The organism is Neisseria sp. CCUG17229, assembly GCF_047839235.1.
Lineage (GTDB): Bacteria > Pseudomonadota > Gammaproteobacteria > Burkholderiales > Neisseriaceae > Neisseria > Neisseria brasiliensis.
Window position 1 is genome coordinate 1,261,632 of record NZ_CP181247.1, and the last position, 16,217, is coordinate 1,277,848.

18 protein-coding genes are annotated in these 16,217 nt (G+C 47.7%); 6 read left to right on the forward strand and 12 right to left on the reverse strand.

The window, feature by feature from the left end:
• Nucleotide 1: 1 nt before the first annotated feature.
• A complete protein-coding gene (locus tag ACM67B_RS06010) occupies nt 2-1,093 on the reverse strand; it encodes an adenine-specific methyltransferase EcoRI family protein (protein WP_416188887.1) in 1,092 nt (363 codons plus the stop codon).
• Between the two features lie 330 nt (nt 1,094-1,423).
• A complete protein-coding gene (locus tag ACM67B_RS06015) occupies nt 1,424-1,795 on the reverse strand; it encodes an Mth938-like domain-containing protein (protein WP_416188888.1) in 372 nt (123 codons plus the stop codon).
• A gap of 283 nt (nt 1,796-2,078) precedes the next feature.
• Here ACM67B_RS06015 and ACM67B_RS06020 point away from each other — a divergent pair, with 283 nt between their 5' ends.
• Entirely contained in the window at nt 2,079-3,386 is a 1,308-nt protein-coding gene (locus tag ACM67B_RS06020) for a homoserine dehydrogenase (RefSeq protein WP_416188889.1), read from the forward strand.
• Nucleotides 3,379-3,807, forward strand: a complete 429-nt coding sequence (locus ACM67B_RS06025; RefSeq protein WP_416188890.1) for a hypothetical protein — start codon at nt 3,379-3,381, stop codon at nt 3,805-3,807. Before ACM67B_RS06020 ends, ACM67B_RS06025 begins: the two co-directional genes overlap by 8 nt.
• 224 nt (nt 3,808-4,031) lie before the next feature.
• On the opposite strand, the gene ACM67B_RS06030 is transcribed toward ACM67B_RS06025, so the two are convergent.
• The 3 genes from ACM67B_RS06030 to ACM67B_RS06040 form a co-directional block, all read right to left on the reverse strand.
• Nucleotides 4,032-4,805 carry an IS3 family transposase gene (locus ACM67B_RS06030; protein WP_416188878.1) on the reverse strand — a complete coding sequence of 258 codons (774 nt, stop codon included), beginning with the start codon at nt 4,803-4,805 and terminating at the stop codon, nt 4,032-4,034.
• A gap of 23 nt (nt 4,806-4,828) precedes the next feature.
• On the reverse strand, nt 4,829-5,185 hold the full coding sequence (locus ACM67B_RS06035) for a helix-turn-helix domain-containing protein (protein WP_416188879.1): 357 nt from the start codon (nt 5,183-5,185) through the stop codon (nt 4,829-4,831).
• A 90-nt stretch (nt 5,186-5,275) separates the two neighbouring features.
• Nucleotides 5,276-6,454, reverse strand: coding sequence for a sugar transporter (locus tag ACM67B_RS06040; protein ID WP_416188891.1), 1,179 nt, complete (start codon nt 6,452-6,454; stop codon nt 5,276-5,278).
• Between the two features lie 418 nt (nt 6,455-6,872).
• Here ACM67B_RS06040 and ACM67B_RS06045 point away from each other — a divergent pair, with 418 nt between their 5' ends.
• The 4 genes from ACM67B_RS06045 (at nt 6,873) to ACM67B_RS06060 (ending at nt 10,628) form a co-directional block, all read left to right on the forward strand.
• Nucleotides 6,873-7,082, forward strand: a complete 210-nt coding sequence (locus ACM67B_RS06045) for a heavy-metal-associated domain-containing protein (protein WP_416188892.1) — start codon at nt 6,873-6,875, stop codon at nt 7,080-7,082.
• A gap of 272 nt (nt 7,083-7,354) precedes the next feature.
• Nucleotides 7,355-9,523: a heavy metal translocating P-type ATPase gene (locus ACM67B_RS06050; RefSeq protein ID WP_416188893.1), complete on the forward strand. Its 2,169-nt coding sequence runs from the start codon at nt 7,355-7,357 to the stop codon at nt 9,521-9,523.
• 187 nt (nt 9,524-9,710) lie between these two features.
• Nucleotides 9,711-9,956, forward strand: coding sequence for a hypothetical protein (locus ACM67B_RS06055; protein WP_369832022.1), 246 nt, complete (start codon nt 9,711-9,713; stop codon nt 9,954-9,956).
• A 105-nt stretch (nt 9,957-10,061) separates the two neighbouring features.
• Nucleotides 10,062-10,628, forward strand: a complete 567-nt coding sequence (locus tag ACM67B_RS06060) for an SGNH/GDSL hydrolase family protein (protein WP_416188894.1) — start codon at nt 10,062-10,064, stop codon at nt 10,626-10,628.
• 48 nt (nt 10,629-10,676) lie between these two features.
• Here the strand turns inward: ACM67B_RS06060 and pepP are convergent, their stop codons facing one another.
• From pepP to ftsH, 7 genes are all read right to left on the reverse strand, one after another.
• Nucleotides 10,677-11,990, reverse strand: a complete 1,314-nt coding sequence (gene pepP, locus ACM67B_RS06065; RefSeq protein ID WP_416188895.1) for a Xaa-Pro aminopeptidase — start codon at nt 11,988-11,990, stop codon at nt 10,677-10,679.
• Nucleotides 11,991-12,066: 76 nt separating this feature from the next.
• On the reverse strand, nt 12,067-12,447 hold the full coding sequence (locus ACM67B_RS06070; RefSeq protein ID WP_416188896.1) for a VanZ family protein: 381 nt from the start codon (nt 12,445-12,447) through the stop codon (nt 12,067-12,069).
• On the reverse strand, nt 12,428-12,652 hold the full coding sequence (locus ACM67B_RS06075) for a dioxygenase (protein WP_416188897.1): 225 nt from the start codon (nt 12,650-12,652) through the stop codon (nt 12,428-12,430). Before ACM67B_RS06075 ends, ACM67B_RS06070 begins: the two co-directional genes overlap by 20 nt.
• Nucleotides 12,653-12,678: 26 nt before the next feature.
• Nucleotides 12,679-13,257: an aminoacyl-tRNA hydrolase gene (gene pth / locus ACM67B_RS06080; RefSeq protein ID WP_416188898.1), complete on the reverse strand. Its 579-nt coding sequence runs from the start codon at nt 13,255-13,257 to the stop codon at nt 12,679-12,681.
• 69 nt (nt 13,258-13,326) lie between these two features.
• On the reverse strand, nt 13,327-13,605 hold the full coding sequence (locus ACM67B_RS06085) for an RnfH family protein (protein WP_416188899.1): 279 nt from the start codon (nt 13,603-13,605) through the stop codon (nt 13,327-13,329).
• Nucleotides 13,598-14,029, reverse strand: a complete 432-nt coding sequence (locus tag ACM67B_RS06090; RefSeq protein ID WP_095503604.1) for a type II toxin-antitoxin system RatA family toxin — start codon at nt 14,027-14,029, stop codon at nt 13,598-13,600. Before ACM67B_RS06090 ends, ACM67B_RS06085 begins: the two co-directional genes overlap by 8 nt.
• A gap of 162 nt (nt 14,030-14,191) precedes the next feature.
• On the reverse strand, nt 14,192-16,171 hold the full coding sequence (gene ftsH, locus ACM67B_RS06095) for an ATP-dependent zinc metalloprotease FtsH (RefSeq protein ID WP_229439417.1): 1,980 nt from the start codon (nt 16,169-16,171) through the stop codon (nt 14,192-14,194).
• Between the last annotated feature and the right edge of the window lie 46 nt (nt 16,172-16,217).

A 16,217-nucleotide genomic window follows, 5' to 3' on the forward strand; every position in this document is an offset into this window, starting at 1 on the left:
TTTAATTTTCCTTTTTAAACCGGATCAGCAACCTTGAGTACATTCTTTTCCCGTTTAAATACCCTCTATCTATTTTTCCTGTCCAACCATCTTTGACCAACGATGACAACCGTCCTTCTTTAACATCCGTATCAATACCTAAAATCTCAAACTGTTCGGGGTTATACTTATCTAAGAAACTGATTGGCACCCCCATTACACCGGTAAAATCACTTGGAATGGCTTGGGTAAAAGGTACTTCGATGGCTTTGTAATTATCATATTCTTGATATGCGTGTTTCCCGACAATACGTGAATTGAATTGTTTGTTATCTTCCATGGTCATGAGTTGCAAAGGTTCATGACGTCTGCCATGTTCCATATTGGTTACCCAAATAGACGGCACATTTTTCATGTTTATGCCATTTACTACTTTATCAACATCATCATATTTGGTTTCAAACCACATGCCACCAGCCCATTCCGTTCGGCCAGACCAAAGTTTATTAGCCTTGATCAGCGGGAATACTTCCTTATAGGTAACACAATTTTTATTGCCGACAACTGCAAACCTCTTTCCGCCCTCCATAATCCAGGCAATAAACTCTCGAAACAAAGAAAAAGGAGGATTGGTAATCACAATATCTGCTTGATCGCGTAATGCTTTAATCTCTTCACTCCGAAAATCACCATCTCCTTTGAGGTAACGCCACTTTAAGTCTTTAATGGTCACTACGCCATCTTTACCGGCTTCTCTTTCCAGTTCAAAGAATTTACCGCATTTGGGAGGTTTATCCGCCTCCGATTGCAGGATACTTTCCTCAAACAAAGATGGTTGATATGCCTCATTTGGCTGTCTAGCAGCATAAGCATAACTTGTGCTAATGAGTTTTTTTAAACCTAAACGATTGAAATTTTGAGAAAAATATAAAGTAAAATTGCTCCACTCCGGATCATCACAAGGCAGTAAGATAATTTTATTTTTGAAAACATCGGGATCATAAGCCAAATAGGCATTCATTTCTTTTTCAATATCGGCGTATTGAGTATAAAACTCATCGTTTTTCGCAAATTTTGCTTTTGTCAGGTTACTGTTTTTGATTGCATTACTCATTGATAAACCAAATTATTAATTAGATACTTAGCCGCTGCTTCTCCAAACCAGTAAACCGTTATTTATAATGTAGCGGTAATGGACTGAATTTTAAACATGCCTATAGCATATTTAATCAGATTAAACAGCACAAAAGGCATGATTGCTCGACTGCAGTTTTATTATCCTGCCTTTATGCCCACAAAATAGGCACATCTACACATTCAGGATAATAGAATATTTGATTATTCTACACATCGTCTAAGGAAAAAGAAACCGACCAGAGATATAGAAACATATAGCTTTTTAGTCGATTGAAAATGAGGTGCTTCAGAAAAATAGATTCATATATTATGGCCATAACCACGCCCACACACTGCGGCCTTCGCCTTGCAACAGCACCAGCGTGCGACAAGCCGAAGCGGTATTCATACACTCTAGCCCGACACCACGCGATGCTGCTTCGGCAATGATTTTCGGATGGATAAACTCTTGTTTTGCACCAGTGCCGACAATAATCACTTCCGGTAAGTCTTCTTCTGATGCCGTCTGAAAGAAATCGCTGATGTCTAATTCAGACGGCCTTTTGTCTGCCATTAAGGTAATGGTATCTGATTTTAAAACAATCGGTTGCGTCCACATCTGGCCACCTGCTTCAATCACGCCGTGGCGGTATGCAGTGATGGCAGTGGGGGCTTTTGCGGTGTTTTCTTCAATCAGCATGATGGTGTTGTCCTTAGATTTTTAGCCATTTTTGATGGGCTTTTAACCTGAATTTCATCTAATCGGTTTAAATTGGCTTTCAGACGGCATGATTCATTCTACAAAATCAATCATGACATTATTTTATTCTGCGGCGGAACTTCTTTAAAAAAGGTGCAAAAACAGGCAATTTCGGGTAGGATTAGCAAATTTGACGTCCGCACCGCGCCTGCTTGATTTCAAGGCTGCATTCTGTGTGCGACAGTTTACGCTATTGAAAATTTCGGCTCAACAAGGAGACACAATGAAGCCAGTGAATATCGGTCTTTTAGGTTTAGGTACGGTAGGCGGCGGCACCGCAACCGTTTTGCAAGAAAACGCTGCAGAAATCAGCCGCCGTTTGGGTCGTGACGTGAACATTTCAGCCGTGTGCGACAGAAGCGCCGAAAAAGCAGCCAAAATTGCGCCGAATGCGGCTTTTGTGCAAGATCCTTTTGAGTTGGTACAACGCGATGATGTGGATGTGGTCGTTGAATTGTTCGGGGGCACCGGCATTGCTAAAGATGCCGTATTGAAAGCCCTTGAAAACGGCAAACACGTTGTTACCGCCAATAAAAAATTGCTGGCCGAATACGGCAACGAAATTTTCCCATTAGCCGAATCGAAAAACGTGATGGTGCAATTTGAAGCAGCCGTAGCCGGCGGCATCCCGATTATCAAAGCCTTGCGCGAAGGCTTGGCTGCCAACAACATCAAATCCATCGCCGGCATCATCAACGGCACCAGCAACTTTATTTTGAGCGAAATGCGCGAAAAAGGCAGCGCGTTTGCCGATGTATTGAAAGAAGCGCAAGCCTTGGGTTACGCTGAAGCTGACCCGACTTTTGACATTGAAGGCCACGATGCCGGCCACAAAATCACCATCATGAGCGCATTGGCATTCGGCACACCGGTTGATTTCAGCGGCTGCTATTTGGAAGGCATCAGCAAACTCGACAGCCGCGACATCAAATACGCGGAAGAATTGGGCTACCGCATCAAATTATTGGGCATTACCCGCAAAACCGATAAAGGCATCGAATTGCGCGTGCACCCTACTCTGATCCCTGAAAGCCGTCTGCTCGCCAACGTGAATGGCGTGATGAATGCCGTGCGTGTGAATGCCGATATGGTGGGTGAAACCTTATACTATGGCGCGGGTGCCGGCGCCTTGCCGACTGCCAGCGCTGTGGTTGCCGACATTATCGACATCTGCCGCATGATTGGTGCCGATGCGGCGAATCGCGTGCCGCATTTGGCCTTCCAACCTGAAGGCGTAAAAGCACAAACCATTCTGCCGATGGACGAAATCACCAGCAGCTACTACCTGCGCGTGCAAGCCAAAGACGAACCGGGCACATTGGGCAAAATTGCCAACCTGTTGGCCGAACAAGGCGTGTCCATCGAAGCTTTGATTCAAAAAGGCGTGATTAACAAAACCACTGCTGAAATCGTGATTCTCACCCACAGCACGGTTGAGAAAAACATCAAATCAGCCATTGTCGCCATCGAGCAATTGGATTGCGTGGAAACACCGATTACCATGATCCGTATGGAAAGTCTGCATGGCTGAGCAACCGTTAACCCCTGAAGAGCAAGCGGCGAAAACCAAAAAAGCCAAGGCCAAAATCCGCACCATCCGCATTTGGGCGTGGATTATCATGGCCTTGCTGGTGAGCTTTTTCTTTTTGTCGCAATGTGCCTTGTCGAAGCCGAAAGCCAAACAAGCCATTATCGAATCGTGCATCAAAAACATTCCGTTTGCCGACAAATGGCAGGCTGATTTGAAAGCACGCGGCTTGGAAGGTAAAGGCGAGCAAGTCATCGGCGATTATTGCGTGTGCATGTGGGACGAGCCTTTGGAAAAATTGACTGAAAAGCAAATCCAATCGTTCAGCAAAATCAGCGCACAAGAGCAGCTGGAGTTGCTCGGTGGCGCCACTGCTTTTGAAGCCCGCGATCAGCAATGTATTGCCGGTTTGAAAGCTGAATAAACAAGCAGAGACCTTTGCAAAACCCCAGATTTGAGTGCAGTTCGAAGTTAGAGCAGCGCAGAAAGCGCAGACATATCACAAAGATAGACAAGCTTTCGAGCAGCGCATAACGAAGAAATGTGCCAACGATGGGGATTTTACAAAGGTCTCGAGCAGATATAAACAAAGGCCGTCTGAAATATTATGAACTGTCCCCCAATTCTTGGACAAATTAAAAATCTTTCTCAAACAGCCTGTTCAAGCTGGGTCCTGTAAGCCACAGGACTCAGCTTTTTTAAATTCAAACTAATACGTTCATAATTGTAGTAACGTATGTAATCATCTATCACTTTGGTCAACTCTGCCACCGATAACACACCTTCCTGATAGAAGCTTTCCACTTTTAATGTCCCGAAGAAACTCTCCATCGGTGCATTGTCCCAGCAATTCCCTTTGCGCGACATGCTCTGCACAATGCCTTTCTCCGCCAGCTTTTCCCGATAAGCCTGAGTTCGGTAAAGCACACCTTGGTCAGAATGCAGCAGCGGGGTCTGCCCTTTCAGACGGCCGAATGCCTTATCCAGCATCTGCATGACCATCTTGCTGTCCGGCTTTCTACTGAGCTCATAAGCCACAATCTCACGATTGAATACATCCAATATCGGCGATAAGTACAGTTTGCCGTCGGTGCATTTAAACTCGGTCACATCGGTCAACCATTTATCTCCCGCTTTATCAGCAGTGAATGCACGCTTAAGGATGTTTTTCGACGTCTCTCCTATAACTTGCGGACGATAGGATTTTTTGTTGCGCACTTTGGCTTTCAAACCCAATAATCCCATAATACGCTGCACTTTCTTTTTATTCCACGATAATACAGCTCCAATCCGCCGTTGGCCGTAGCGACCTTTGTGTTGGTGATAAACTTCACTCACCGCCGCTTTGGCTTCCATATCGGGATCGGATTTACCGATGTGGTAGTAGAAACTGCTTTTGGGTATGCCGGCACTGTGCAACAAGTATTTCAGCAGGTGCTTCGCCCTCAGCGTTTGAACGGTTTCGCAACTTTGGTGGCGTTCTTTTCGTTGAGGGCTTTCATGTGCTTTAGGTAGTCGATCTCCGCCCTCATGTAGCGTAACTCTTCAATCAGCTCTGCCTGAGTTTTTTCATGGTCGGGTTTGTCGACGATAAAGGGATTGTTGCGTTTGGTCTGCGTAGTCTTCATAAGCGTAGCCTGTGGGTGCTGAAGTGCGGCTATACCGCCTTGACGGTAGGCGGCAATCCAACGGCGCAGGTGTGTGCGTGAGACGTTGAAATGGTCTGCGGTACGCTGTTGGCTGTGCACTTGATGGTAATGGAGTACGGCTCGGTATTTGAAGTCTAGTGTATATTTGGACATAAGAAAACTGCACCTTTTTAAGTTGGGGGGAAGTGTCCAACTTTTGGGGTGCAGTTCAATTATATTTCAGACGGCCTTTTTATATGCTTCTTAAACCGATTTATTCATAAAATCATCGCGTTTAATCAATACATAAGCCAGCACCACCGCCAACAATGCCGTGCCCGCACCGACAAAACCGATGCTGCCCAAACCCAAGCCAACAGTTACATAATGCCCCAACAGCGCACCGCCGCCGATGCCCACGTTATACAGACCCGAATAAATCGAGGTGGCAACATCGGTGGCATCCGAAGCAAAGTTCAACACTTTGGCAATCATTGACAGGCTGACCACGCTGATGGCAATGCCCCACACAAAACACAGCGCATAAACCGCCCATGCCGAGCCGACCAACGGCCACAGCAGGGCTGTCATCAACACTACCAAGGCCGCTGCGCCGATAAAGAATTGGCGTGGGAACTTAGCAAACCATTTGCCGAACACAAACGAAGCGACAAAACCGGCCGCACCATACAAACCCAACACAATCGTTACCTGCTCCGGCCTGAAACCGCCAATTTGCAGCACAAACGGCTCAATGTAGCTATACGCAGTAAAATGCGCGGTAATAATCAGAATGGTAAAGCCGTAGAGCAACATCAGATTTTTGCGCTTCACCAACAACGGCAGGCTGCTCAATGAACCGGAATTCACACTCGGCAGCAAGGGCAAATTTTTCGCCAATACAATCATCACCACCGCCGCGCAAATACCAATTAATAAAAAGCTGATTTGCCAAGAATAAAACTGGCCAATTACGCGCCCCAGCGGAATGCCCATCACCATCGCCATCACCGTGCCGGTACTCAACAAACCCAGCGCCTGCGTGCTTTTGCCTGGTGGCGCAACCCGAACGGCCAAAGATGCCGTAATCGACCAAAACACTGCGTGCGTCAAAGCAATACAAATCCGGCTAGCCAACAACACGCCGAAATTCCATGCGAAAAACGACAAGACATGGCCAGCCACAAACACGGCAAATAAAATCAGCAAAAGCTTGCGGCGCTCGAAATTTTTCGTCGCCAACATCAACGGCAGCGACAACAACGCCACAATCCACGCATACACCGTCAGCATAATGCCGACTTCGGTCGAGGCCATGCCGAAGGTTTGGCCGATGTCGCTCAACAGCGCAATCGGAATAAATTCGGTGGTGTTGAAAATAAACGCACCCACCGCCAAGGCCAACACACTCAGCCATTGTTTTTTCTCTTTTGCCGCCGACATAATCTTACTCTTCCCGATTAAAACAGGGGCGTTATTCTACTCCGTTCACGCAATAATTAAAACGATAACAATCGACTACATTTCATTTGATTCCAAATGTTTCAGACGGCCTGAGACTTTTGCAAAACTGATGAATCATTAATAAAAACCAAAACTACCGTCATTCCCGCGCAGGCGGGAATCCATTTTTCGAGCATGACAAACTATTGAATAAAATAGGCTTCTTAAATTCTGAGATGGATTCCCGCCTGCGCGGGAATGACGTCGGTTTTTTATGTGCAAGCTTTTTAAAGGAGTTTTGCAAAGGTCTCGGCCTTTAAGGATCAATAGGCCGTCTGAAAAAATACTTGACCCTAACCTAGTGTTAAGGTTTATATTATATTCAAGTTATCCAACCCACGAATGAAAGGAAGAAATCATGGAAACCATCACCTTAAATGTAGAAGGCATGACCTGCGGCGGCTGCGTGAAAAGCGTCACCCGTATTTTGGAAAACACCGACGGTGTTGCCAAAGCCGAAGTAAGCTTGGAAAACAAAAATGCCGTAATTGAATTTGATGCTACCAAAACTAATGTTGATGCGTTAATCGAAGCGATTGAAGACGGCGGCTTTGATGCTTCACGTTGATCACAATATCAAGGCCGAAACCTTTGCAAAATCCCCATCTTTGGCACATTTCTTCGTTATGCGCTGCTCGAAAGCTTGCCTATCTTTGTGATATGTCTTCGCTTTCTGCGCTACTCTAACTTCGAACTGCACTCAAATCTGGGGTTTTGCAAAGGTCTCGGTGCCGTCTGAAAGCAAAATTTTCAGACGGCCTTGATTTTTAAGAACGCTTGACTTTAACCCGCCGTAAAGGTTTAAGTTTTCTTTATCTTATCATTACCTGGACAACGAAAATGAAACAAAAAGTCCGCTTCCAAATTGAAGGCATGACCTGCCAAGCTTGCGCCTCACGCATTGAAAAAGTATTAAACAAAAAAGACTTTATCGAAAGCGCGGGTGTAAATTTTGCCAGCGAAGAAGCGCAGGTCGTGTTTGACGACAGCCGTAGCTCAATAGCCGACATCACCCGAATCATCGAAAAAACCGGTTTCGGCGCACAAGAAAAAACTGATGCGCTGCCTAAAGCCGACAGCGACGAACCGGTGCATATCGGCTGGCGTTTGTGGCTGCTGCTGGCGATTAATGTGCCTTTTCTCATCGGTATGGCAGGCATGATGATTGGCCGCCACGATTGGATGATGCCCGCCCTATGGCAATTTGCTTTGGCCAGCATTGTGCAGCTTTGGTTGGCGATTCCGTTTTACAAAAGCGCATGGGCTTCGATCAAAGGCGGCTTGGCCAATATGGACGTGCTGGTCACCATCGGCACAGTGTCGATTTATCTTTATTCGGTGTATATGATGTTCCACCACCGCGGCATGGGGCACGACGGCATGGCGCATGTGTATTTTGAAGCCAGCGTGATGGTGATTGGCTTTGTGTCGCTGGGCAAATTTTTGGAACACCGCACCAAAAAATCCAGCTTAAACAGCTTATCGCTGATGCTGAAACTCACACCGAGCAAAGTGAATGTGCAGCGCGACGGCACATGGCAATCGCTGCCGTTAGACCAAGTGCAAACCGGCGATATGCTGCGCACCAATCACGGTGAACGCATTGCCGCTGACGGTGTAGTCGAAAGCGGCAGCGGCTGGACAGACGAAAGCCACTTGACCGGCGAATCCAATCCCGAAATGAAACAGCAAGGCAGCAAAGTGTTGGCCGGTGCGCTGGTGACCGACGGCAGCTTGGTTTACCGCGCCACGCAATTGGGCAGCCACACTTTACTGGGCGACATGATGAACGCGCTTTCCGAAGCGCAAGGCAGTAAAGCGCCGATTTCACGCATGGCCGATAAAGCGGCGGCGGTGTTTGTGCCGGTGGTGGTCGGCATTTCATTGCTCACGTTCGCGCTCACTTGGGGCATCAAAGGCGATTGGCAGGCCGGCTTAATGCATGCAGTGGCGGTGTTGGTGATTGCCTGCCCGTGTGCACTGGGTTTGGCCACACCGGCGGCGATTATGGTCGGCATGGGCAAAGCAGTGAAACATGGTATTTGGTTTAAAGACGCGGCTTCGATGGAAGAATCGGCGCATGTCAACGCCGTGGTGCTCGACAAAACCGGCACGCTCACCGAAGGCCGTCCGCAAGTGGCAGCGGTTTATTTGGTGCCGGATAGCGGTTTTGGTGAAGACGATTTGTTCCGCATTGCCGCAGCCGTCGAGCAAAACGCCACTCATCCCCTTGCTAACGCGATTGTGTCGGCCGCCTTAACACGCAATTTGGATTTACCGCCAAGCAGTCAGGCGCAAACGGCAGTCGGCGCGGGCATTTCCGCCGAAATCAGCGGTTTGGGTTTGGTGAAAGTCGGCAAAAACGATTACGCCAATTTGACCTTGCCGACCGATCTAGACGGCGTATGGCCAATCGCCAGCTTGGTGGCCGTATCGGTTGATGACCGACCCATCGGTGCATTTGCCTTGGCCGACGCACTCAAAAGCGACACCGCCGAAGCAATACGCCGTCTGAAAGCGCATGATATCGATGTGTATGTGATGAGTGGCGACAATCAAAATACCGTCGAATACATCGCCACGCAATTGGGCATTGAACACGCGTTTGGCAACATGAGCCCGCGCGATAAAGCAGCGGCGGTGCAAAAACTCAAAGACGACGGCAAAGTTGTCGCCATGGTTGGCGACGGCATCAACGATGCCCCTGCTCTGGCTGCGGCCAATGTCAGCTTCGCCATGAAAGGTGGCGCCGATGTGGCCGAACACACCGCTTCGGCAACATTGATGCAGCATTCGGTCAACCAACTCGTCGATGCCCTGCTTGTGTCACGCGCTACGTTGAAGAACATCAAGCAAAACCTGTTTTTTGCCTTTTTCTACAATATCCTCGGCATCCCGCTGGCTGCTTTGGGTTTTCTCAGCCCGGTGATTGCTGGCGTGGCAATGGCGCTGAGTTCGGTATCGGTATTAACCAATGCGTTGCGCTTGAAACGTGTGAAAATTGAATGATGCCATTATTCGAAAGGATAAAGGCCGAGACCTTTGCAAAACTTCAGAAACGAAGAAATGCGCCCAAGATGGAGAGCTTGAAAAGCTCTCAGGCCGTCTGAACGCGATATGCATTCAGACGGCCTTTTTTCGTTTATAATCGCCTTTATTTTTTGATGAAAGCCCAACCATGGAAATGATGGCTGCAATGAATATCTTTTTGATTGCGTTGTTGATTTTTACCGTATTACTGGTATGGTCGCGCAATTGGAAACGCAAACAGGCTTATCTGGAACACATCAAAAGCAAGCCGGATACATTTGAATGGATTAGCCAAAACCTCACCGGCGTAGAAATCAAAGATTTAAAAGCTGTGGCCGACCGTTTCGGCCTACCGATGCTGCAAGCCAAACAATTGATTGATTTTTATCGACAAAATTATCAAGCCAAATAAGCTTTACAGAATCCAACCTGATGATTTGACCCATGTTAAGGCCGTCTGAAATAATTAATATTATAATATTAATTATTTCAGACGGCCTTAACAGTAGGGGGAAACATGACGGTTTATCTTATTGGCGATTCAATCCGATTGGGCTACCAAGCTACGGTGCAAGCTGCCCTACCCGATGTCGCCATACTCTCACCGGTCAACAATTGTCGCTCATCACATGATGTGTTGCAACATATCGAACAATGGACACAAGGTGCGCAGGCCGGAGATATTATTCACCTAAACTGCGGCCTGCACGACATCCGCTACAATGCAGGCAGCACCCAACCCTTAACCGACATTCAAGCCTACCAAGCCAATCTGAGACAAATTTTTAACCGCTTGCAGCAAACCGGAGCACACCTTATCTGGGCAAGCAGCACGCCTTTTTTGCAAAGCGTACACAATGTGACCAAATCATCGCGCCGCTATTTGAAAGACATTCAAACCTATAACCAAATAGCCCAAGATTTAGCACATGAATTCGGTTTTGCCATTAATGATTTATATGCGTTGATGTTTGTGCAAGACTTAACCGCGCTGACCATCTGCGACGGGCTGCATTTCAATGAGTTCGGTAATGAAATATTGGGGGAGGCCGTGGCTGAATCGATTCGGAAAGTTAGTTTGTGAATAAATTAATCAAAATGAGGCCGTCTGAAACTTAATGCTTCAGACGGCCTAGCCACGCATCACTTCTTCAATATCCGCTACGCTTTTCGGCGCTAAGGCGGTGTAATTATCACAACCGTTTTCAGTTACCAACACATTGTCTTCAATACGAATACCGATGTTGTGGAAGGCTTCCGGAATATCATCGGCCGCGGCAATATACAAGCCCGGCTCGATGGTGCTGCACATACCCGGTTGCAGCAATAAAGGTTTGCCGTTGTGCCAGCGTTTGCCGACATCGTGCACATCTAAGCCGACCCAATGACCTAAGCCGTGCATGTAGAAACGCTGGTAGGCTTGCGATTCGATGTTGCCGTCAACAGTGCCGCGCAATAATTTTTGATCAATCAAGCCTTGTACCAATATTCTCAGCGCAATTAAGTGAATTTCACCCCAATCGGCATTCGGTTTCACTGCAGCGATGGCCGCTTCGTTGGCCGCCAATACGATTTCGTAAATGTCTTTTTGCACCGCGGTAAATTTACCGTTTACCGGAAAAGTACGTGTGATGTCGCCAGCGTAAAAATTATATTCTGCACCGGCATCAATCAACAGCAAATCGCCGTCTTGCAGCATATCTTTGTTGTCAACATAGTGTAGACAGCAGGCATTTTTACCGCCTGCCACAATGCTGTTGTAAGACGGAAAGCGCGCGCCGTGGCGCATGAATTCGTGCAAAATCTCTGCTTCGATTTGCAGCTCATTCACACCCGGATGCGTTTTCTGCATGGCTCGGATATGCGCCAATGCGCTGATTTCACCGGCTCTTCTCAAGAGTGCAATTTCGTGCTCGTCTTTAATCAAGCGCATACTATCCAACACCGCCGCCAAATCAGCCAACTTTTCCGGCGCGTAAGTGTTGGTTTGAATACGGCGGCCGGCGCTTTGCTGCACGCCGTGCCATTTAGCCATCACTTCTTTATCGTGTTCGGGATACAAGCCCCACAAGGCATACAGGCTTTTTTTATTCAACAGCGCTTGCGCTAATTTCGCCGGCCATTCGCTGTTGGCATAGGCTTCATCAAAACCGTACACTTCCAACGCCGCTTCTGGCCCATAGCGAAAGCCGTTCCAAATTTCGCTTAAAGCATCTTTTTCGCGACAGAACAAAATGCTTTTTTGCGTGGCACCATCCAGCAGCAACACCGCTTGCGGCTCGTCAAAGCCGGTCAGGTAATGAAAATAACTGTCTTGGCGGAATGGAAATTCGGTATCGTTGCTACGGCGCTGTTCCGGCGCGGCAAACAAAACCGCCACGCCTTCGCTGCCGATTTGTTGCAGCACGCGTTGGCGGCGTTGGATAAACGGAGTATTGTTCATCATGTTTCCTTAAGGCCGTCTGAAACTTTTCAAAGCTTTCAGACGGCCTCTATTATTAATCACTGTTTATAGTTAAAGATTAATCAGGTAATTTCAACCCTTTAGCTTGCTCAATTTTTCGGGCAAACCACAAAGCTGCTGCCGCACCGCAGACATCGGCCACCGCATCCCAAAACGAACCTTCGCGCGTTTGGGTAAACATCGCCTGCGCACACTCGCTGGCAATGGCAAACACCACGGCGGCAATCATCAGGCCACGATACGGAATCGGGTGTTTATCGGCCATATATGCTTTAGCAAGCAGCCAAAATTGTGCGAAAAACAAAGCAAAATGCGCCACTTTATCGAAATTTGGAAACGGCGGCGCACCGCCTGTTGATTCTCGCAACAGCAGCGAATAAATGGCCGCGGCAAACCACAGCATGGCCAATGCGGTAAATTTATTGCGCAGCAAGGTCATGTTCACCTTCTTCGTCCAGCCATGTTTGGCAGATTTTCGCCAAGCGCACAAATTTGCCGCCGCGCCCGTTTAGCAAGTCACGCCATTGTGCTACTTCTTCACGGCTCGGCGCATCGTCTAAGCTGCATTCGTATAACAAAAAATCAAGGGTTTCTTCGACTGTGCCGACGCTTTCGGTTTCAATCAAATCAATCAATTCACTCATGGTTTAGGCCGTATGAAAATATAAAGTTATCGACTGTGTAAAAAACGCTGCACCTCTTCAAACTCACCCGCCGTCAATAGCGGTATGCCTTTGATGGATTTATTGACTGAATCTTCAATCAATTGGCGGTGTTCCGCGCTCGGTTTGTTCAACACATAAGCCGACACTAGAGCCTTATCACCCGGATGATCGATGCCCAAACGCAGGCGGTAGAAATTCGGCGTGCCTAATCGGGCTTGAATGTCTTTCAAGCCATTGTGGCCGCCATTGCCGCCACCGAGCTTGAATTTAATGCGGCCGCACTCGATATCAAGCTCATCGTGTACCACCAGAATTTCTTCAGGCTTAATCTTGTAAAACTGCGCCAAAGCGGCCACCGCCTGACCGGAACGGTTCATAAACGTCATCGGTTTAATCAGCCAAACATCCCCTTCAGGGCGGCTGACACGCGCCACTTCGCCGAAGAATTTTTTCTCATCTTTAAACGTCGCTTTCCATTGCCACGCCAATTCATCCAGCAGCCAAAAGCCGACATTATGGCGGGTTGCTTCATATTCTTTGCCGGGGTTACCTAGGCCGACGATCATTTTAATTGGGTTAGACATGATTTTCTCGTTGGTATGTGGTTCTTACAGAAGGCCGTCTGAAATGGAATGGTTCAGACGGCCTCAAATTCAATCTTCCTGATTTTGCACACGCTGTCTGCGCGCTTCTTTCGGGTCGATCAGCAAAGGGCGATACACTTCAATGCGGTCTTTATCGCGCAATACGGTATCGTCTTTGGCAATTTTACCGAAAATACCAAGCTTGGCCGAATGCAAATCCAAAGCGGGAAACTCTTTTTCCAAACCGCTTTGCAAGGCAGCTTGGCGAATGGTTGTGCCTTCTGCCACTTGCATGGTTTTCAACACTTGCTTTTCCGGCAGGCCGTATACGATTTCAATGTTAAGCATAGCGGCGGTCGGCCTCTTTAACAAATGCGTCCACCAAAGTGCCAGACAAATGATTAAACACCGGCGAAATCATCGCCGATAAAATCGAACTGCTGAATTCATATTCCAATTTAAATTCGATTTGGCACATATCGTCACCCAAATCAACAAATCGCCAAGTGCCGCGCAGGGTTTTAAACGGCCCTTCGAGCAAATCCATTTTGATTTCTTGACCGGGGATATTGTGGTTATGCGTGGCAAACGATTGGCGCACGCCCATGTAGTCCATAAACAGGCGCGCTTTCAATTCGGTATCGGTGCGCTCGATGATTTCGGTTTTGCTGTACCACGGCAGGAATGTCGGATAATCCTCCACGCGGTCAACCAACTCAAACATCTGCTTGGCGCTGTGTAACACCAACACGCTTTTTTCTACTGTTTTCATGGCGGAATCAAACTTAAGCAAAAGTGTCATTATAAACGAATTTTCCGGCCTTTTCAGACGGCCTGAAGCAATAATCTTCAATATTGATGCTCTTTTTACTTTATTTTGATGGTTTCAGATATGAAAAAACGGCAGCGTTAACGCTGCCGTTTGATATGCCGATTATGGTTTGTTCACACCCGAATCATGATCAGAAGAATGTTCAGGTTTCACATTTTGCACTTCGGTTTGCGGACCTTCAGGCGTAATCACCATCACTTGCTCAGGCTCGCCTTTTTCTTCTTCAGGCTCGTCTTTGCGCAGATTGTGGCTGTAATCTTTTGGCGGACTAGGTTGCTCGCCTGCCATGATTTCCAATACCTGATCACGATCGATGGTTTCCCAATCCATCAGTGCTTTACACATGGTTTCCATTTTATCTCGGTTTTCATCCAAGATTTTGTAAGCCACGGCGTATTGCTCATCCAAAATGCGGCGGATTTCGGCATCCACATCTTGCTGGGTTTTCTCGGAAATATTTTGTGAACGGGTCACGCTGCGACCCAAGAACACCTCACCTTCATTTTCCGCGTAAACCATCACGCCCATTTTGTCGCTCATGCCGTAGCGGGTCACCATTTCACGGGCAATTTGCGTTGCGCGTTCAAAGTCGTTGGAAGCACCGGTAGAAATACGGCCGACAAAAATATCTTCGGCAATACGTCCGCCAAACAAAATCGCGATTTGGCTCAGCATTTGGTCTTTATACATGCTGATGCGGTCGCGTTCCGGCAGCTGCCAAGTCAAGCCCAAGGCTCGGCCGCGCGGCATAATAGTGACTTTATGCACCGGATCGGTGAAATCCAAGCTCTCCGCCACAATGGCATGACCCGATTCATGGTAAGCCGTCGCACGTTTTTCATCTTCGTGCATCACCATTGAGCGACGTTCAGGACCCATATAGATTTTGTCTTTGGCATCTTCAAAATCGCTTTGATCAACTTTGATTTTATTGCGGCGACCGGCAAACAAAGCAGCTTCGTTTACCAAGTTAGCCAAATCGGCACCGGAGAAACCCGGTGTACCGCGCGCCAATGAAGTCAAATCAACCGACTCATCCAAAGGCACTTTTTTAGCATGCACTTTCAAAATCTGCTCACGGCCACGAATATCCGGCAGCGGCACCACCACTTGACGGTCGAAACGACCCGGGCGCTGCAAAGCAGGGTCCAATACGTCCGGACGGTTGGTTGCGGCAATCACAATCACGGTTTGATTGCTTTCAAAACCATCCATCTCCACCAGCAATTGGTTCAAGGTTTGTTCGCGTTCATCATTACCGCCACCCAAACCGGCACCACGCTGGCGACCTACGGCATCAATCTCATCGATAAAGATGATGCAAGGCGAATTTTTCTTGGCTTGCTCAAACATATCGCGCACACGGCTGGCACCGACACCGACAAACATTTCCACGAAATCCGAACCGGAAATGCTGAAAAACGGCACACCTGCTTCACCGGCAATCGCTTTGGCCAGCAAGGTTTTACCTGTACCCGGGCTACCGGCCAGCAAAATACCGCGCGGCACACGGCCACCCAAGCTTTGATAGCGAGTCGGCGCTTTCAGGTAATCGACGATTTCCTGAACTTCTTCTTTGGCCTCATCGCAACCGGCCACATCGGCAAAGGTTACTTTGTTGGCATCTTTATCCAACAATTTAGCGCGGCTCTTACCGAATGAAAACGCGCCACCTTTACCGCCGCCACCGCTTTGCATGCGCATGAAGTAGAACCATGCACCAATCAGCAGCAATACTGGCAACAGGCTGAAGAACAAGCTGCCAAGCATGCTCGGTTTTTCTTCAGGTGTCACTTTGACGCGGACATCTTTATCCAATAAAGTCTGAATCAGCTTATCGTCAAGCGGCGCATTGGTGAAAAACGAAGTTTTATCGGCGCGTTCACCTTTAATCAGATAACCGCTCACGACAGAGCCTTCGATATTCACGCTGGCTACTTCACCATTGTTTACCTGTTGGATAAACTGCGAATATTCGATTTGTTGTTTATTTTCCTGCTTGTCATTAATGGCATTAAATGCCGCCATCAGGCAGACACCCAGCACCAACCAGACCAATACATGTTTAATGGTATTCCCCACTGAATCAGGCTCCATATATAAAGGTAAACGAAAGAAACGATTTTAA